The organism is Cnuella takakiae (assembly GCF_001953305.1).
Lineage (GTDB): Bacteria > Bacteroidota > Bacteroidia > Chitinophagales > Chitinophagaceae > Flavisolibacter > Flavisolibacter takakiae.
The window spans coordinates 1,718,740-1,735,981 of record NZ_MTFE01000010.1 but is presented as its reverse complement, the minus strand read 5'-3'; the positions used below and the strand labels follow the sequence as shown (position 1 = coordinate 1,735,981).

Sequence of the window (17,242 nt, the reverse complement as noted above, 5' to 3'; positions counted from 1 at the left end):
GAAAAATCATGACCTTGCAGCAACGTAACAGACCAGCCCGGTGACACAGTTTATGTAATACTACCGGTAAGCCTATGCAGAATGGCTATATTGAGCGCTTCAACAGAGTGTATAGGGAAGCAGTGCTGGATGCATATCTGTTCTTTGATCTGTACCAGGTGAAACAACTCACAACCGAATGGATGGAAGAATATAACTGCAGAAGACCACATGAAGCCTTGAACAACCTGACCCCTGAAGAATGGAAGGCCAAAACACTACAAACTGAAATAACTCCAACCTAAAACTGTCTGTGAAAAGGGGTACTTACATCCTCCTCTGTTACAAACGCCTTCGGCTTACGTTTAATTTCCTCTTTTATTTCAGCTTGCTGAATCTTATTGTTTCTCTGTTTGAGCTTGTATAACCGCTTGGCGCAATCGTCAGAACAAGTTTTTGAAGTGGTTTTGCGGGCAATCAACTCCTGCTTGCAATACTCGCAAGTCTTCAAAATCTTCATGTTGCTGCTCATGGTTTCTATGATGTTTGGTTACTAACTCAGTGGTCAGATCACTGTATCATACCGTATCAATGCGTATCGTTGCGTATCATTTTTTACGGTTAGTAACCATGAAGTCCCGCTGAAATAAAATAGTAACCAAACTAACAACAAAAAAAGAGCTACTAAAAGCAGGATAAACCATACTAAAAGCAGCTCTTTACTTTCTAAACTATTGAAACAGAGACTAAAAGCAGCTAAAAAACTACTAAAAGCAACTAAAAGGTTACCCGGTCATTTTCCGATACAAAATATATAAAAGATCTATTTTTCAGAGCTTTCATATCATTTCACCTTTTATCTCCCCTTTGCAAAACATTTCCAATTATCCTCTTTCCATTTCAATCATCAAAACCCTACTTTTGTTTCTTTTCCCTAACTCTTTCATGTGCAGGATTTTTGATGCATATTTAATAGTGTAAACTAATTAAAGCTTTTCCATCTTAGCTTTAATAGCTGCATGCTCATAATAAATAATACCGCCAAGCTTTGTAAATGGTATTTGCCCCGTATCCCGCAAATGCTGCAGGGTGCCCGGTGAAATTTGTAACATCCTGCGCACTTCGTGTGACCTTAGCCAGGGTTTCTGCAAACCATTGGGCTTCTGGCTAAGCAGGTACCTGATCTCCTTCAGCAACTCATTTCGGAACTGTTCAAGGTCAGCCCGGGTGACCAGTTGGTATTGTGCAGGACTGTTCCGCTCTACAGTAGCCTGTTGCAAATGCTTACTCCTTGCTTCCATATCTCACTGTTTTTCTTTTCCACAACAATCAAAAGCCTTCAAGAACTACCTTCAAAGATAAAAGTACGACTACCCGATCCGCCTTAAATTTTTATAAGGAATCTGTTAACGAGACCAAGTAATAGGAACCTAATCCAGATTCCTATAGAGAGCAGGCAAAAGACCTGAATACTTTATCCACTTACCTACCTGTCTACCATGTGCACGATCAGCCACATAACGAAAAACAAACTGATGGTGGCCAATATCCACTTCATGGTTGTGTTGACCACCATTGGAAAATGCTCCACGCGGAACGAAACCGGCAGCACCGAGTAATATTTATGAATGAAAGCTGTGGAGGGCCGCCGGGCAATTTCCTCCTGAATGGATTTGAAGTGTTCCACAAGTGCCTCCCTTATCTCTGACGCCTGTTCAGATGAAATATGCAAGGAAGGCATTGTTCGTTGAGAGACCATATCCTCTAATTTTTGAACTTTTTGGGTTTGCTGTTCCACTTTTTGGTTAAGCTCTGCCATGCCTTCATTTTGCTGCTTCAGTTCCTGCAATATTTCCTTCAGCACTTTTTCTAAAATGTCCTGTTCCATTGCCTACTTTTTTCAAGATGAATCCACCTGTTGTTACTTCATAAACGCGTATGCTTCCTTTGCTTAACCCTTTTCTTTTTCAGATGGTTGGGGTCAGCTGCCTCCCCTTTCCCTCCCTGCTCAGGCCTTAGCATCTGCTCCAAGGCTTTATGGGAAGAGTGCTGCTCCTGGTGCCGCCCTCCTATTGCAGGCTGAACCACCTGAGCTCCAGCCTCGTTCTTCCTTTCGTCACCTGCACATTTTCCTGCACTAACTTCATTTGATGATGTGGATTTGCTCTGCTCTTGTTTTACCTCCTGCTGTGCCAGAAGCTGTTCAACCCGGTTAAGCGGGTAACCTATTTCACTTCCTTTTGTCCTTACTCCCATGCCATCCAGAAATGCTATACCACGCCCCCGCAGAACCTGGTAGCCCAGACCCTTCATCCGCTCTTCAAACAAGGCAAGCGTCCTGCAGCCCCCAAGCACCTGCTCCACATGCATCCGTAGTCCCTCCTTTCGGCTATCCAACCTTTGGACCTGTTGTTCTTTTGGCAGGAACCTGTTGGGAGAGTGCACTTGCCGCAAGCCAAAACGGGTTTCTACTTTGCGGCAAAACGCCGCTACCTTTTTGTAGCTTTTGCTATCTGAAAGGGTCCTTTTATCAAAACCAACTCGATTCACAACCAGGTGCAGGTGCTGATGCCCGGTGTCCTTGTGCAAAACGGCCAGGTACTGGTTGTGCTGGAATCCCAGCTCCTGTGCACACCCTGCTGCCAGCTCCATCCACTTATCCTTTGGCAGCTGCTCTCCGGGGGCAAGGCTCAGCGTAAGGTGTAGCACCGGCTTTGCAAGCTTTTGGTTGAGCAGCCGCACCTCACTGAACTGCTGGATTAACTCTTTGTCCGAACCAAAACAACGGTTGTACAGGAGCACCTCCGCCCGGTCCTGTACTACAGGGCCTCCACCATTCAGCTCCTTATCATGGAGGCAGTACATCAAGCAGCCCCGGAAGGATTCACCGGTCTTTACCTTGCCGATCATCGGATGTAATATTTAATTTCTTTTGCCAGTTGTTTGAACTGCCCCGAAAAAAAATGGAGCTCTGCACGTTGCAGGGCATCGAGCTCATCTGGGCCACTGCGCTTTCTTGCAATCCCATCCAGGGTGGCTGCCAGGTGGTTAAGGGTAGCGGCAAATGCCAGCACTTCCCCTGGCAATACCTTTTCGTTTTTACTCACCTTTTGAGCCAGCCCAACCTTCCTTAAATATTCGGAAACGGTAAGCCTTGCGGCTCCTGCCCTGGCTTCAATGACCTTCCGGTCCGGCAGCGTACACATGACCGTGAGTTTCTGGTCCAGCCGTACTTCCTTGCGGGGCCGCCCTCCCCTGTTGCTTCTCCTTTCCATTCCCCCTCCTGTTTTCACCCCTTCCTTTGTGGCTTTAGCCTCTTACAATACCTGAACATTTTTCTTTTCACCCGCCGACCAGAATACAATGTATGAGACCAGACCAGAATTGTGGTTGAAGTTTTGGCCCGGCCAAAACATAGCTGGCTCCCTAAATTCAAAGATGGAGCCCCCTGCGTCTGCCTTGGGTTTTTCCGGTCTTAAGCTGATGAACCAAAAAGTCGTTCAGGTCCTTGTACCCCTTATAAAAGGCGCTTTTGTCTTTATACTTTGGGGACCACTGGAGCGCCTGCTGCGTAGCATTTAACCCCGCTGCATCGCAGTCCAGGTAAAGGTGGACGGACGGGTAGCGCTCCATCAAGCCGCGGCTCTTTTCCAGGAAAGAAAGGGAGTTTAAAACAAGATAGTTTACCCCCTTTTCCGGCTGTGGAACACCAGTTGCCGCTCCTTGATTCTCCATTAAACTTAGGTAAGAAAGAAAGGAAAAACACCCTTCAAAAACACAGACGGCATCACCCTTATGGTCGAAAAATGTTACATCCTTGGGTGCACTGCTGCCTTTGAAATACCTGCTCCGGAGTTCAAATCCACCTCTATTATTTTGGAATCCAAGAGAAGTATAGGACCTGCCGTTCAAGGCAAAGGTGACTTCCTCCAAGTACTGTTTTGCCAGCGCATGCCCGATGCCGCGCAGGTCCAGGTAATGAAAAAGGTGGGGGTTTGATAAAGGCTGTACCGTCGTGATCTGCAACCTGCCCTGATCCCCCTCCAGAGCTGCTTTTTCAGGAGAAACAGGCGGGTGAAAAGAAAAAAGCAGTGTTCCATTCCCTGACAGCTTTTGCAGCAGCTCCCGAATGGAACAGCCGTAAAACAGCACCCCAAAATCTACCAGGTTACCTCCTTTTCCAATTCCATGATCATACCACAGGTTTTTATTTCTGTCCACCTTAAATGATGGAGTTTTTTCATTCCTAAGGGGTGAGCAATACCAGTAGTCCTGTCCCCGGACTTTTTGCGGGGAAAATCCGAGCGTTTCCAGGTACGATACCAGGTCAATATTCCGCGCATCCACACACCTTAATCCTTGTTTCATTGCCTGCACGTTTAATGGGAAAATATTAAAAATTTAAGCGGCAACAATCGTAGCGGACCATGGCAATTTCGTTCCACCCCAATTGCCTATACATAGAACCAAATTCTTTTTATGTTTCTCCTGCACATCTTTGTAATAGCTGTCCGCCGATATGACCAGTAACAGCATGTGAATGCCCGGAAAAATGCTATAGCAACCAGCTACCTACAACCCTATAAAGGAATAGTCATTTAGATGGCACGGTTTCATTGCATTTGCAGGTAAAACATGAAAAGTTCTTTTTAAAATTTCTGACTTTGAGGCCAAAATCAATACGCTTACCCAGTCTGCATCATCAGAACTGCAATAATTGTAACCGGCAGGATCAGGTGGATGGGAGCAAAAGATATTAAACCCTATTACATCATCTGCCCTGCCGCTTTCCTGAGTTCAATTTAATATCAAAAATGGCCGGAATGAGTTTAAAACGGATAAGAAATAAGGCAATATTCTTTAGTGAGGATCTATGCACAACAACAATAAATAGCGCATTAACAGACAAGCCGCTGCATGTGAAATTGCTGGTTTCCCCACTCATATAGTTAGATCTATTGGAATAGGTAGTTCGATGCAATCAGCACTAAAATAAGTTGTGATACGACTATTGTATGCTCCATTTTACCTATTGCAAAAAGATGGGTTTGTAAACCAGATCTGAGCCGAATAGCCAAGCCATTCGGCTCAGATTTTTCCATGTATTTGAGCCGAATAATATTGCTAATCGGCTCATGGCAACCTATAACTGACAGCGACAGGATTGGCCTCAATTTACCTATACCCTCCAGGAGGTGGCAGATGATCTTTTCTTCTGGCCGAAAGACAGGAAAACGGACTGGTATGGTGTGGGCACTGCCGGAAGAGACCCGCATGATCATAAGGAATTGGCAGGCCGGTGCTGCTAAGCCTTTCCCAAATCAAAGAGAGGAATAAGAACACTTATTATGAGGCTTTGTCGCAGGCATAGCGCTATATAAGATCACCCCATGGATTACCTATTTTATATAAACGGTACTTGCAGCGCAAACAGACGCAGAGGAATAACTGGAATTCACCCTTCGGGAAGCAAAGTTTTTCCTTTGTTATAAAGACAAGCTGGGCGAACGGCAGATGAAGGTGATTCGTCGAATGCTTGGGGGGAGGGCCGAAAGGCTTTTAAGGCGGCATGAACGCCGGCAAGTACGGCTCGGTGACCAAAGTTTCCAAGGCAACCGCCACAAGGGACCTGCAGGCACTGCTGGAAATGGGTGCACTTGCTTATTTGGGTGAAGGTGGGGGAAGAAGTACCAAATATGGACTCAACCTGAGACAAAAAGCTTTACCAGCACCAGCAATAACTTGTAGCAGGTTCAAAGGTTGTAAGCAAATAAAATAAAGCGGCACAAGTGCCTTTTAAATGGTAATGTCCTTTAAGACTCGTCCATTTCCTTCAGATCTGGGCGGGCAAAAGTCCAATCAGGCTGTCGAAGGACAAGATAACAGCAGAACACGAATACTGAAAAGCAGGTCTTTATAAGCCGTATCATAGCCGCTTAAAAGTTACTCCAGCTCTTCTTTCCATGACACATCCGGAAGTGTTTACCGGCTTAGAATCAGTTCCTTTAGATGAGTGCGGCAATCAATTTCTGAATACGGTCTGCGTGGTATTGGGCGTGTGCAGGAGAGAGATGGGCATACAACCCTTCTTCAAAATCTGAATGACTGGAAAGCACCTTCAATGTTGCTTTCATATAAGCTTTCATTCCACCTGTTGTATCCTTTAATTTTTCTTCCAGGCCCCGGGCATGCTCCAGCAGGTACACTAAGTCCTCGAAGTCATGGCTAAATAAAAAATCCATGTTACCCCGCGACAAAAAAGCTTCCAGCTTGGTAGCAATGAGATATTCTAGCGGAAAGATATAAATGCTTTCCCTTTCTGTGATCGGATATAGAACAGCCTGCTCGAAACCTTCCCCGTACCAACGGTTGCTAAAGCCAATCACTGCAGGATCTGTTGGCATGATGTCTACAGTAATGCCCCTGATCTTATAACGACATATAACCTTTGACTCCTGATCGTTGACAAAGCCGATTGCTCGCAACCGTTCTTCAAGCCTTGCATAACTGCCATAGGTAGCCAGTTCTATTACCACGTCTACATCGTCTGTTGGGCGCACCTCTATGGATGCTTCAGGGTTGGTGTATAAGGCAACCGTTGCACCACCTACAAATACCACTTTTTGCTCCAGCGGCTTCATAGCATTTGCCACGGCCCTGATCCGGGTTACATTCTGCTGGTAGCTTGAATCCATAAAACTTGATTAAACATCCTGAGAAATTTGGCTTTCCAAAAGCTCTTTGGCCTTTTGTTTTTCCCGAACCCGTCCAACCCTAAGCACATCGCAAAGGCAAAGCAGATCATAAAGCGCTTTATCTTTCAGGCTTGCCTGAATAGCGCCTTTGTATAGAGGGGAAACCGACTGGCCTTTCATTCTACCTTCCGGGTGGGGCCAGACAATAGTTTCGGAGCTAACTACATATTGATTCAGTACAGGCGCACTGTAAGCTGTTGGAATACCTATAGCCATGCTCCCTGGCTTTACAGGAAAAACGTAAGCAAATCCATGTAACAGGAATTCTGCAAAAGCTTTTTTCATAAGCTTCTTTTGTGTAGGATCAACCAATCCAGCAAGCTGTGAGCGGTTTAGTGAGTGGCCAACTTCTGCTGGACTAAGGTAAAGCTCCGCCGCCAAGTCTTTTTTTAGCCACTTCCTCCCCTGCCAGAGCAGGATCTTCAGCAGGATTACTACATCTTGGGGCCGCATGCCATTATTGCGTTCCATGCTGTAAAAGTACAATGGAAATTTACATTTTACAAATTGTAAATTGTAAATTATTTGCAGTATGCATTACAGTCTACTGTAATTAATTGAGCCTTTTTCATCTACTGTCCCCTGCCTAGCCGCTTGCTTAATGCTTTCATGTCCTCCCCTACTTTCCGTTCCAGTACCCGTGCATAGATCTGGGTGGTTGACAACTTGGTATGCCCCAGCATCTTGCTCACTGTTTCAATGGGAACACCGTTGGAAAGCGTCACCGTGGTGGCAAAAGTATGGCGGGCGGTATGAAAGGAGAAAGGCTTATGAATGCCGCAGCAGGCGGCAATCTCCTTCAGGTAGGCATTTACCTTCTGATTGGAAAGTGGGGGAAATACCCTATTGCGCACTCCAGCCCTGAGATCTTCCCTATACTTATTCATCAGCGCCATGGCCTGCGGAAGCAGCGGCACATTCACCGCGGTATCTGTTTTCAGCCGGGAGGTTTTGATCCAATAACCGCCATCCATCCCAATGCAAATATGTGCGGGCGACAGGCCCATCAGGTCGGCATAGGAAAGACCGGTGTAACAGCTGAACACAAAGAGGTCACGGGCAAGATTAAGCTTTGCTACAGGCAGGACGGCTGTTTCAACCAGGTCCAGTTCAGATGGGGTAAGGAACGCCTTATCTACCTTTTGAAATTTCAAGGAGTACTGCTGAAAAGGATCTTTCGGGATCCATTCCATTTTGGCTGCCATGGTTACTATCTTCCGGAACCGCTCCATGTGTTTCATGATCCCGTTATTGGTCAGCGGGTTGTTCTCCATCAGCGGACCGGTTTTACGCAGAAAGATCTCGAACTCGGTAATGAACTGGTAGTTTAGCTCGGAAAGCTCAATGTCTTTCCTCCGGTGCTTTTGCTCCAGAAACAACTTCAGGTAGCGCTCGGTTGTAAAGTAATTCTTCAGGGTGCCCGGGGCCAGCACCGCCTTCATGTTTTCGTTGTGGTAGGTCATGAGCCAGCAAAGGGTATAATCACGCTCATCGATGCCCAGGAACCTGTTTTTGATAGCCTTTGCCGTCACTTTCTTCTTCTCCAGGTGCAGTTCCCGCACACCTTCCATGATGCGATAGCGGACATCCTGGAGGTAAGGATTCAGCTCCTGCATCAGCTTCCTGTTGTTTTTCACGGCACCGTTCCTCTGATCCCACGCTTCTGCCGGCACCCGCCTGCGCAGGGCAATCTCCAGCCGGCTCTTGCCGACAGCGATACGGACATAAAGGGAAACCTCACTAGGGGTCGCTTTCGAGGCCCGTGCAAGGAACTGCACACGGGGTAAATTGTTGGTTCTCATCCTGCAAATCTTTAACTGTTTGAAAATCAGTTCTTTCGCCAGTGAGCTATTGGTGAGTCGGACGGGGCGGCCGGGCCTGTTTCTTATACCTTGATTATCAAAGCTAAGAAGGGATAAAACAGGCTTTTCGACTCACCAATAACTCACCAGAAATTTGATTTCCGGTGAGTTATTTTGATTTGTGATGTGCACAAAAAAGCCCGCAAATCATTGATTTTGCGGGCTTTAAGTGTGTTTTGACTTTTGTCTCCGTCGGGAAGACAGCCCTAGAACCTTCTTTTTTTGCCTTTCTCTAAACAACACTTATACTGCCGAAACTGCATGATTATAAAGGCAAGGGTATTATAAAAGGAAAACTGGCGAAAAATAGTGATACCAAAATTTGCTACCTTTTTTGCTACCTATTAACTTTAGAAGGTAGCAATTCTTTTCTCATGGCTAAGGATAAAACAACCATCCGCTTTTGGCTCCGTACCGATAAACCCAACCAAGACGGCACCTGCCCGGTGCACCTCATCTATCAGGTTAAAGGCGAGCGCAAATATTATGGAGTGCCGGGCGTAAAGCTGCTGCCCCTGAACTGGGATGCAAACAAGCAGCTGGCCGTTTACCTTGACAAGAAAGCATCCAAGAAGGCTGCACCCGATGTTGCCGCGGAACTGATCCTAATGGCCGGCGAGGTAGAAGAACTAAACAGCAAGCTGGAAGAAGCAAAGCGCAAAGTTGCCGATGTAGAAGCCCGTTTCAGACTGGATAAAGCCACATTTACTGCAAAGATGGTAGTTGATACCCTAAAAGCTACAGAGCGGCCCCTGGCTGCCAAAGAACAGCCTAAAACCTATGTTGTTGATTTTATCCGGCAGTTTGCAAAGGATGTAACAACTACCCACAAAGAGGGCACCATTAAGGTTTACACCGGCCTGGCTGCCCATCTTGCCTTCTTTGAGCGCAACACCCGGCAGCGGGTAACCTTTGAGGGTTTGGATGTGCCCACCCTCCGCTCCTTCCATGCATTTCTGGTCAGCGAAAGGATAGATGAAAAGGGCGCCGCGGTGGATCCGATGAATAACACCACCAGCGCAAAGCAAATGAGCACCCTTAAAACCCTGCTCAACTATGCCCGTACCATTTATAAGATACCGGTAAGGCAGGACTACAGGGATTACAAGGTAAGCCGGAAGGATAGCGATTATGAAGTGATTGCACTTACTGAAAGCGAGTTTTTGTGCCTTTGGGAGCTGGATCTGTCCGAAAACAAACGACTGGAGCAAGTGCGGGATGTGTTTTGCTTTTCCTGCACAACCGGGCTCCGTTACTCCGACCTGGCAGACCTTAAACGGGCCCACATCCGGAAAGATGGCAGCATAAAGAAGACCGCGGTAAAAACCGGGCAAAAGCTGGACATACCTTTAAACCAATACTCCGCTGCAGTACTGGATAAATACAAGGAACGATTAAAGCCCCTGCCCATCATCAGCGGCCAAAAGACAAACCTATACCTAAAGGAGCTTTGCCAGCTGGCAGGGATCGATACACCCATCGAGCGGGTGCGGGAGTATGGAGTAAAAAAGGTATCTGAAGTGTTAAAGAAGCATGACTTGGTGACCATACATTCAGGCCGCCGGACCTTTGCGACCCTATCACTTGAAAAGGGTATGGCTTCACAGGAAGTAATGGCGATCACGGGCCACACCACATACAAGTCATTTAAACGCTATGTCGATGTGGCTGGAGAACGTAAAAAAGCGGTAATGGCCAAAGCTTGGGGAGCGGCACCTGCTGCCCCCCTTGAAGCGGTTTGAACTGGTTATGTTACACCTTACTTAAAATTACCCAATCTCGATCCATCCACTTGTCACCATATGGATTCTTTTGAATAGCAATCCCCGCATCTGAATAGGAAAGCATTGTTCTTTCTGTTTTATGTAACCTTTTGTCTTCATCTTTTGTAATCCAAGCAACCTTTTGGTGCATTAGAATATTTAGTATTTCGATCTCCGAAGATGCTTTTAAGATTTTGGCATACATCACGCTTACAGGCAATTCATGTTCATGCACAAACACTTTACGACCCCGCTGGCCTGTTATCCGTTTTTCTGCAGTACACTGGTTATTCCAATGAAGTGCAAACAAATCGATACCACAACTACTTGCAATATCTAACGCTTCGTTGCTTGCCCTCGGTGGAACTAAGGTTCCTGAATGCTTTATCAGCCATTTTAAAGCTTGGAAAAACTCAGACCTAAATCTAATTGCCGAATAAGACCTATCTAATGACTGCTCAGCTTTCCAATAATGAGGAAGCGCAGCCCAATAAGTTTGGGCAAATGATTTCATGATTTGGTATTGGGTCATAGTATTCTAAAATTAACCTTCAGTTTTTTACTAAAGGCAACTTGATTTGACTAATCAAATAGAAATCAAATGCCCGGCCACCGCGCCGGGTTTATCTTGATTAATCAAGTGTTATTCAAGTGCTGATCACGATTTTTTAATACAGACATGGGATCAGGCAAGCCCAAGTTAAATGCCATTAGATGGATAGACCGCCTGGGAATGATGTTTCCTTTTCCGACCTCACCAAAAGCCACAACCTGATACATATTTTCAGTAAATGGTTCTTTTTTAAGGTCAATATATTTAATAAGGCAGTCGGGCATTGAAGGCTCAATTGCTTTGCCGATGACTTTTCCCGAGTAGTATTCTTGCAAATACTGAGCATCCTCTAATGTATAGAACTCCATAAGAAATAAGTAAACGTCTGGTTGCTTAATGAGGAGAAAACTACTCCCAGGTAATGAATATCTGCAAAAGATTGATCATTCAAAAACATTCATTCTTTCCCTAGTTTACTAAATCCGAATTTTCCGTGCCCAAAAAAAGGGGTCGCAATTCCGATTTGCAGGCCGTAAAAAGAAAAAATTGCCGAAAACTAAGGGTCACATGCTTGTGCTGTGCTTCCAGAAGCGAAGGGCAAAAGAGAGCAGTTTAGCCAGGGTCTTGCAAGCTAGTTGTAAAATAGAAAAGACCCGAGCAGTAGGCTCGGGGCTAAACAATATTTCTTATGATCAGTTACCATTCCAGCGATGTAAGCTGTTTTTTTATGTTCGCACTAAAATTGAGCATTGCAGCCTGCACCGCTTCATGGAAGCTGGTCAAATAGCGCTCTCTATACTTTGGAGACGAACCTAAGCCTGTAGTATAAACCTCAAGTATCGGCGTACCCTTTTGGGCATAAACAGCATTAGCGCCCTCCCATGCAGTAAGCAAGATGCGGTATTTACCCTCTTTTGCCTGGAGCGCATAGTTAAAGACTAAACTCCCTTTTACTGTTGTTAAAGGCAATTTAGTGGCAATTGGCAGGCTGCTTTTCCCCAATATGGTGGCCTCTGAAGGGCTGGCGGAAATGATATAGGCACCAGAAACTGAAAAGAGTTCGGTAGTTGCCGCCTTAAGTGCTGTGTAAATCTTTTCCTGACTGGCTTTGATGGTATCTACCAATTCATAAACTACGGCGCCATCCTTTAAGGGTATGCCAATCTTCTGTGGTAAAGTTAAGTCTTGGGCGCCGGCGGTCATAGTAGCAAGGGAAAAGGTTGCTAGTAGTGCTTTTTTCATGGGGTGGATTGAAAATTCTGCGCAAACATATTGCAAACCTGTAAGAGCACCTAGATTGTGAGTGAACCCCATTATCAATATTCCTAAACCTATTTGCAGGCCATAAAGAGGAAAAACAGCGGCAAAACGGTGAGCGTGCCCATTTACCAAAAATAATAAGAAGGGGCACTAATTATTGACATCAATCGGAGTTTAATCAATTTTCGATCTTCTTACAATGCTGAATACGGCTTTTATGTTGTACCGCCTTACAAAACCACCTGAATAATCAATTCCAACATCAAGAAAGTAAATCTCCTTCACTGTAATCCTTTTACCTATTCCCAATGCAGCAGAGCTATACAAACCATTAGTTTCAACACCTGCCAATAAATTTGCAAAAAAACCGGATTTGGTAAATTGATAGCGGTACCCTGCCTTTAAAGATAAGCTTAAGGCAGAAGTAGGGGCCCTGGTAGGCCCATTTGGATCAAGAAAGTTGTAGCTATATCCAGAAAAGCGGGTGAGTTGGATTTGAAGAAGAGCAGCACTTCTATCCGTAAAGTTTAATTGCCCAACCCCTTCTAATCCCACACCATAGTCCCAGTCGCGGTTATCCTCGTAAATAACATCATTCTCGGGTAGTCCAACCAGTAAACCAGCGGCAATGCTTTTATCCCCTTTTTGTGCGTCAGCAGTTCCTATTAGGCCATTAGCCACAACGATTAGAATAAGCATTCTGTTACTCATAATCTTTCTGTTTTAAGTACAACCTTAACCTATAAGCAGACTGCACATTTAAATCTGCATTGGAGCAATACCTTATTTTAACTGGGAAAGCCTAAGTTTCAGACACTAACTTGAAGCATCCCGGGCTTATGATGCATTTTACCTGTAGCAGTAAATAGGTGATATTGAGAAAGCCAGGTATTTATGAATGTTCAAAGTACAAACTAGTTTCTTCTATTCCTATACACACATTCAATCCTTTTTGTAAACTATGATGCACCCCAACTTTAGGAATGATGCTACAAGGGGGGCAATATCACCCAGATTACTAAGACAAACAATATGACTTTGGTAGAGCAGGTATATCGAACTTATGGATTTACAAAATGGCTAATAATAGGAGAAATTTTGATTTGCAGGTTGTAAAAATGAAAACCAACGAAAAGATGGGAAAATGAACCCAGCAAAAAATTGAACTGAACCTGTAAAGCTATAAACCACGCCAAGTAAACATGGTTGCAGTGTTTAAAATGCTGGTGCAAATAGCAGATAATTGGTGGACAAAGGCTGACTGGTGCCAACTATATCCACTCCTGACCCTTTGCAGCCGATTATTTAATTGGCCCTCCGCCATATTGCCAATGCACGATTAACTGCTGACAGGTCTCTAATCGCAAACAAACTTCAGTAAGCTCAATGTCCATAGCTGATTACTCTTGTTAGTTTCCAACCATCGGGTCTTTTCTGCCAGATATGAACGAATTTGAATGTTCCGCAATCGTCCTTTCCATTTTCAGGGTGACAATACCTATGCATACCTATTTCAATAGCTCCATAGTCTTTGATAGGATATACCTCAAGACTTCCGGGTACAAGCGTTCTTCTTAGCCCGTTGTTTTGGTCAAAAAGCCGACGAGTATTATCAACTAACTGATCGTAGTTTGTTAAACCTCCATTGTCATGATAAAACTCAAGGTCGGTAGCGAATATTGCTTTTTGTTTGTCAAGATCTCGGTTGTTGAATGCGTCAAATAACAAGCTGTCCATGTGAGCAATGGTGTCATATAAGTCTCTCGATGCCGTTGCGAATGGCTTTGTTACTTCACTACTGCTTTTTCGGGAAGCAGAGCAAGCAGCAGTAATACAAACAAAGGATACATAAAAAATAGCAGTTCTTAGCCTTTTCATATTGACTTATTGATGTCTTGTGTCGCTTGCAGCCAACGTGAGAAGCATTTGTGAAGGAATGACATATGGAAAGATATCGCTTCACTTTTGCTTGAGTGTTGCAATATTATTTGCTGTTGAATTTAGCACATGAGCCAGTTTTTCACAAATTCAATGTTAACGGCGGGCTTGTTACCCTTTGTATAACTAGTTCTTTACGTAATCCTTAGCTTCCGGAAAACCTATGTGGTGAATGCAGTTACATAATCCATAATTCCTATCTTCAATTCTTGCAATATGATACAAGAGCCTTCAACCGAGTTCCAGATACCTGAGCCCTATTACACCAATCTTTTTGAAGCACTGCCGGGCAGTTGTATTCTGTTACAAACCGATGCGCCACGCTATACCATTTTGGCGACGACTCCTGAATACCTTGTTCAAACCGGTAGAACAAAAGAACAGCTTATTGGCAAAGGCATGTTTGAAGCCTTTCCGCCAAACTCAGCAAATCCTGCCGATACTGGAGGCAATGATGTTAGCGCCTCTTTTGATCTTGTGCGGCTACAAAAAGAACCGCACCAGTTGCCCATTCAGCGTTATGATGTCACCGATTCGGATGGCCAGTTAGCGGAAACCTACTGGAGCGCAGTGAATAAGCCGGTTTTCTCCGCTGAAGGTGAGGTTATCTACATTGTTCATACCGCAGAAAACATTACAGACCTCTTAAAGTCGGAACGAAGGGAGGAAGAACACCAGGCACTTCAACAAGCTCATAAAAAAATAATTGAAAGCGAAGCCAAGTACCGCAGCCTTTTTCAATCTATGGATCAAGGTTACTGTCTCATTGAAATGATCTTTGACGAAAACAACAATCCTGTTGATTATCGCTTCATTGAAATTAATGCTGTCTTTGAACAACAAACCGGATTGCAAAACGCCTTGGGCAAAACCGCACGTGAACTGATTCCTAATCTGGAGCCTCATTGGTTTAAACTGTATGGTGATGTTGCACGTACGGGACAATCCATTCGTTTTGAAGAAGGTTCAGAGGCTATGAACCGCTGGTTTGATGTTTTTGTTTATCCCTTAGCTGGTAAAGAAAGCAGACGAGTGATGCTGCTGTTTCGAGATGTTACAGAGCAAAAGAAAGCTGAGGCGGCACTAAAGCTCAGTGCTCAGAATCTCCGCAATACCATCATACAAGCACCCTTCGCTATGTGTATCTTCAGAGGTGCTGATTTTGTCATTGAAGTGGCCAACGACAGCATGTTCGAATTCTGGGGCAAAAAGGCTGAAGATGTCATGAACAAGCCCTTGTTTATAGGCATTCCTGAAGCAAAAAGCCAAGGTTATGAAGAACTGATGACCACCGTTATGCAGACAGGTGTACCCTTCTCAGCCAAAGAACTAAAAGTAACCTTGCCCAGGGAAGGAATCGTACAAGACGTTTATATTAATTTCTCATATACGCCTTTGCGGGAAGGTGATGGCCAAATATCGGGCATTTTGGCCGTTGCCATCGACGTAACGGAGCAGGTATTAGCCCACCAAAAGATTGAAGAAGTGGTAGCGGAAAGAACAGCTGAATTAGCGAAGACGAATAAGGAATTAAAACGTTCCAACCAAAATCTGGAAGAATTTGCACATGCCGCTTCGCATGACCTGAAAGAACCCGTCCGAAAGATTCATTTCTTTACCCAGCAGCTACGGGAGCAGCTGGCCTCCCGATTAAACGAAAACGAGGTTCGAACGTTTAGCCGAGTTGAAAATGCTACCCAGCGCATGGGAAACCTGATTGATGATTTGCTTCTCTATTCCCACGTTAGTCAGCGGCCTCACGAAAGGGAAAAAGTTGATTTGAACGAAAAAGTGCAGCGGGTACTGGAGGATCTGGATTTAGACATTGAAGAGAAAGGAGCGAAAATCATTGTTGGAAAGCTGCCAGTGGTGATTGGGTACAGAAGACAACTGCAACAGCTACTTCAAAACTTAATCAGCAACGCCATCAAATACAGTAAGGTTGATGAACTGCCGATCATTGAAATACTGGCTGAAGAAGTGGAGAAGGACAGCAAAGCCTATCATCTTATTGCTGTTAAAGACAACGGAATTGGCTTTGCGTCAGAATACAGTGAAAAAATATTTCAGATGTTTACCCGCCTACATGGCAAAGCCGAATACAGTGGAACAGGAGTTGGTCTATCTATTGTCAAAAAAGTGGTGGAAAATCATGATGGCTTAATCGAGGTAGAAAGTCAGCCAGGGGTAGGGTCTGCATTCAAAATTTACTTGCCAGCTTAATTAGCAATTCCTGAGTTCAACCTTAGAGTCATTATGATGCATGCGGCAGTTTTCCCAATACTGAATAAACCCGTACAGAAAAAAGAGTAAAGTTGAATTTTCCGACGCCGAAAAAAAGGCGGCTTGGGAAATTATTACATTCCATAAAAAAGAAGGCTGGATGACTTTTCGGAAACCGTAAAAAAGGTGCACCCTGAATTTCAGGAGTTCATAAAAAAGGGAAATGCTATAAATTTTTTTACACCCTTATGCTTGTTATTGAACTATTGTGCTACTTTTACCCTGTCAGCCGATGGTTGATACCGCTTACTACTACCGCCACATTCGCCCCCACACATTCGCCTTCATTGCACTTGTTGCAATCACGCCTTTTACCAGGCGCTTTTTCATTATGAATTATGCTGCCTAGCGGTTAATCTTTTAACTGTTATGCTTCATGTCACAGGCAAACGCAACCCTGCTCACAAAAAAGGAGGCAGCGAGCTACCTCCGTGTATCTGTTTCAACCCTCAACAGATGGAAAAAAGCCGGCACCTTGAAAGGGCACAAGGCCGGAAGGCAAACACGCTACAAGCCGGAAGAGATTCAGGCATTCCTCAACAACCAAACCACAAACTCCTAAGCTATGGAAGGAACAAACAAATTGCTCCTTTCAAGCTACAGCCTTGAGGAGATAGCCGCGGCCATCAACAACATGCTGCAGGCACAGCAACCCCAATCAACCCCACAGCCGGCAGAAATTATTACAAGAGAAGAATTGTGCAAGCGCCTGGCTGTCTCGGAGCCTACAGTGAGGCTCTATGAGAAGCGCGGCAAGATCCCATTCTTTAAGCTTGGAGGCAGTGTTCGTTATAACTGGCCCAGGATAGTTGAAGCCTTAGAGTCTAACAATAAAAAAACCCGCTGATT

General features: G+C 44.8%; 18 protein-coding genes and 1 pseudogene. 5 read left to right on the top strand and 14 right to left on the bottom strand.

Going from position 1 to position 17,242, the window contains the following annotated elements; all coding sequences use genetic code 11:
- Positions 1-65 precede the first annotated feature (65 nt).
- A pseudogene (locus BUE76_RS07785) lies at positions 66-348 on the top strand (integrase core domain-containing protein); the annotation flags it as partial.
- Here BUE76_RS07785 and BUE76_RS07780 read toward each other — a convergent pair.
- The 9 genes from BUE76_RS07780 to BUE76_RS07730 all read right to left on the bottom strand — a co-directional run bounded on the left by BUE76_RS07780 (position 281) and on the right by BUE76_RS07730 (position 8,536).
- Complete coding sequence (locus tag BUE76_RS07780; protein ID WP_143157314.1) at positions 281-499, bottom strand: hypothetical protein; 219 nt, start codon at positions 497-499, stop codon at positions 281-283. The pseudogene BUE76_RS07785 and the gene BUE76_RS07780 overlap by 68 nt on opposite strands.
- Positions 500-965: 466 nt before the next feature.
- Positions 966-1,280, bottom strand: a complete 315-nt coding sequence (locus tag BUE76_RS07775; protein WP_216820639.1) for a helix-turn-helix domain-containing protein — start codon at positions 1,278-1,280, stop codon at positions 966-968.
- Between the two features lie 185 nt (positions 1,281-1,465).
- A complete protein-coding gene (locus tag BUE76_RS07770; RefSeq protein WP_073043742.1) occupies positions 1,466-1,867 on the bottom strand; it encodes a patatin-like phospholipase domain-containing protein in 402 nt (133 codons plus the stop codon).
- A 38-nt stretch (positions 1,868-1,905) separates the two neighbouring features.
- A complete protein-coding gene (locus BUE76_RS07765; protein WP_073043740.1) occupies positions 1,906-2,889 on the bottom strand; it encodes a relaxase/mobilization nuclease domain-containing protein in 984 nt (327 codons plus the stop codon).
- Positions 2,886-3,254: a plasmid mobilization protein gene (locus BUE76_RS07760; RefSeq protein ID WP_073043737.1), complete on the bottom strand. Its 369-nt coding sequence runs from the start codon at positions 3,252-3,254 to the stop codon at positions 2,886-2,888. Before BUE76_RS07760 ends, BUE76_RS07765 begins: the two co-directional genes overlap by 4 nt.
- Positions 3,255-3,411: 157 nt before the next feature.
- Positions 3,412-4,347, bottom strand: coding sequence for a toprim domain-containing protein (locus BUE76_RS07755; protein WP_073043735.1), 936 nt, complete (start codon positions 4,345-4,347; stop codon positions 3,412-3,414).
- Positions 4,348-5,984: 1,637 nt separating this feature from the next.
- A complete protein-coding gene (locus tag BUE76_RS07740) occupies positions 5,985-6,674 on the bottom strand; it encodes a nucleotidyl transferase AbiEii/AbiGii toxin family protein (RefSeq protein WP_073043729.1) in 690 nt (229 codons plus the stop codon).
- Between the two features lie 9 nt (positions 6,675-6,683).
- The gene (locus tag BUE76_RS07735; RefSeq protein ID WP_073043728.1) at positions 6,684-7,205 is read right to left on the bottom strand and encodes a hypothetical protein; all 522 of its coding nucleotides are present in this window, start codon (positions 7,203-7,205) and stop codon (positions 6,684-6,686) included.
- A gap of 101 nt (positions 7,206-7,306) precedes the next feature.
- Positions 7,307-8,536, bottom strand: coding sequence for a site-specific integrase (locus BUE76_RS07730; RefSeq protein WP_073043726.1), 1,230 nt, complete (start codon positions 8,534-8,536; stop codon positions 7,307-7,309).
- A gap of 434 nt (positions 8,537-8,970) precedes the next feature.
- Between BUE76_RS07730 and BUE76_RS07725 the strand changes: the two genes are divergently transcribed.
- Positions 8,971-10,338: a site-specific integrase gene (locus tag BUE76_RS07725; protein ID WP_073043724.1), complete on the top strand. Its 1,368-nt coding sequence runs from the start codon at positions 8,971-8,973 to the stop codon at positions 10,336-10,338.
- A 10-nt stretch (positions 10,339-10,348) separates the two neighbouring features.
- Here the strand turns inward: BUE76_RS07725 and BUE76_RS07720 are convergent, their stop codons facing one another.
- From BUE76_RS07720 to BUE76_RS07700, 5 genes are all read right to left on the bottom strand, one after another.
- On the bottom strand, positions 10,349-10,873 hold the full coding sequence (locus BUE76_RS07720; protein ID WP_143157313.1) for a hypothetical protein: 525 nt from the start codon (positions 10,871-10,873) through the stop codon (positions 10,349-10,351).
- Between the two features lie 122 nt (positions 10,874-10,995).
- Positions 10,996-11,280: a hypothetical protein gene (locus BUE76_RS07715; protein WP_073043721.1), complete on the bottom strand. Its 285-nt coding sequence runs from the start codon at positions 11,278-11,280 to the stop codon at positions 10,996-10,998.
- A 328-nt stretch (positions 11,281-11,608) separates the two neighbouring features.
- Positions 11,609-12,154: a hypothetical protein gene (locus tag BUE76_RS07710; RefSeq protein WP_143157312.1), complete on the bottom strand. Its 546-nt coding sequence runs from the start codon at positions 12,152-12,154 to the stop codon at positions 11,609-11,611.
- A gap of 192 nt (positions 12,155-12,346) precedes the next feature.
- Entirely contained in the window at positions 12,347-12,883 is a 537-nt protein-coding gene (locus tag BUE76_RS07705; protein WP_073043717.1) for a hypothetical protein, read from the bottom strand.
- Positions 12,884-13,555: 672 nt separating this feature from the next.
- On the bottom strand, positions 13,556-14,050 hold the full coding sequence (locus tag BUE76_RS07700; RefSeq protein ID WP_073043715.1) for a nuclear transport factor 2 family protein: 495 nt from the start codon (positions 14,048-14,050) through the stop codon (positions 13,556-13,558).
- Positions 14,051-14,326: 276 nt separating this feature from the next.
- On the opposite strand from BUE76_RS07700, the gene BUE76_RS07695 reads away from it, so the two are divergent.
- From BUE76_RS07695 to BUE76_RS07685, 3 genes are all read left to right on the top strand, one after another.
- Positions 14,327-16,333 carry a PAS domain-containing sensor histidine kinase gene (locus tag BUE76_RS07695; RefSeq protein ID WP_073043713.1) on the top strand — a complete coding sequence of 669 codons (2,007 nt, stop codon included), beginning with the start codon at positions 14,327-14,329 and terminating at the stop codon, positions 16,331-16,333.
- A 436-nt stretch (positions 16,334-16,769) separates the two neighbouring features.
- Positions 16,770-16,955 (top strand): helix-turn-helix domain-containing protein, encoded by a 186-nt coding sequence (locus BUE76_RS07690; protein WP_073043711.1) that lies wholly within the window; start codon positions 16,770-16,772, stop codon positions 16,953-16,955.
- A 3-nt stretch (positions 16,956-16,958) separates the two neighbouring features.
- Positions 16,959-17,240, top strand: coding sequence for a helix-turn-helix transcriptional regulator (locus BUE76_RS07685; protein WP_073043708.1), 282 nt, complete (start codon positions 16,959-16,961; stop codon positions 17,238-17,240).
- Positions 17,241-17,242: the final 2 nt, after the last annotated feature.

Excerpts from the sequence above, each read along its gene's own strand:
- BUE76_RS07760 (WP_073043737.1), bottom strand. The coding sequence starts at position 3,254 with ATGGAAAGGAGAAGCAACAGGGGAGGGCGGCCCCGCAAGGAAGTACGG.
- BUE76_RS07735 (WP_073043728.1), bottom strand. The coding sequence starts at position 7,205 with ATGGAACGCAATAATGGCATGCGGCCCCAAGATGTAGTAATCCTGCTG.
- BUE76_RS07725 (WP_073043724.1), top strand. The coding sequence starts at position 8,971 with ATGGCTAAGGATAAAACAACCATCCGCTTTTGGCTCCGTACCGATAAA.
- BUE76_RS07715 (WP_073043721.1), bottom strand. The coding sequence starts at position 11,280 with ATGGAGTTCTATACATTAGAGGATGCTCAGTATTTGCAAGAATACTAC.
- BUE76_RS07705 (WP_073043717.1), bottom strand. The coding sequence starts at position 12,883 with ATGAGTAACAGAATGCTTATTCTAATCGTTGTGGCTAATGGCCTAATA.
- BUE76_RS07780 (WP_143157314.1), bottom strand. The coding sequence starts at position 499 with ATGAAGATTTTGAAGACTTGCGAGTATTGCAAGCAGGAGTTGATTGCC.
- BUE76_RS07775 (WP_216820639.1), bottom strand. The coding sequence starts at position 1,280 with ATGGAAGCAAGGAGTAAGCATTTGCAACAGGCTACTGTAGAGCGGAAC.
- BUE76_RS07770 (WP_073043742.1), bottom strand. The coding sequence starts at position 1,867 with ATGGAACAGGACATTTTAGAAAAAGTGCTGAAGGAAATATTGCAGGAA.
- BUE76_RS07695 (WP_073043713.1), top strand. The coding sequence starts at position 14,327 with ATGATACAAGAGCCTTCAACCGAGTTCCAGATACCTGAGCCCTATTAC.
- BUE76_RS07730 (WP_073043726.1), bottom strand. The coding sequence starts at position 8,536 with ATGAGAACCAACAATTTACCCCGTGTGCAGTTCCTTGCACGGGCCTCG.
- BUE76_RS07720 (WP_143157313.1), bottom strand. The coding sequence starts at position 10,873 with ATGAAATCATTTGCCCAAACTTATTGGGCTGCGCTTCCTCATTATTGG.
- BUE76_RS07685 (WP_073043708.1), top strand. The coding sequence starts at position 16,959 with ATGGAAGGAACAAACAAATTGCTCCTTTCAAGCTACAGCCTTGAGGAG.
- BUE76_RS07755 (WP_073043735.1), bottom strand. The coding sequence starts at position 4,347 with ATGAAACAAGGATTAAGGTGTGTGGATGCGCGGAATATTGACCTGGTA.
- BUE76_RS07740 (WP_073043729.1), bottom strand. The coding sequence starts at position 6,674 with ATGGATTCAAGCTACCAGCAGAATGTAACCCGGATCAGGGCCGTGGCA.
- BUE76_RS07690 (WP_073043711.1), top strand. The coding sequence starts at position 16,770 with ATGTCACAGGCAAACGCAACCCTGCTCACAAAAAAGGAGGCAGCGAGC.
- BUE76_RS07765 (WP_073043740.1), bottom strand. The coding sequence starts at position 2,889 with ATGATCGGCAAGGTAAAGACCGGTGAATCCTTCCGGGGCTGCTTGATG.
- BUE76_RS07710 (WP_143157312.1), bottom strand. The coding sequence starts at position 12,154 with ATGAAAAAAGCACTACTAGCAACCTTTTCCCTTGCTACTATGACCGCC.
- BUE76_RS07700 (WP_073043715.1), bottom strand. The coding sequence starts at position 14,050 with ATGAAAAGGCTAAGAACTGCTATTTTTTATGTATCCTTTGTTTGTATT.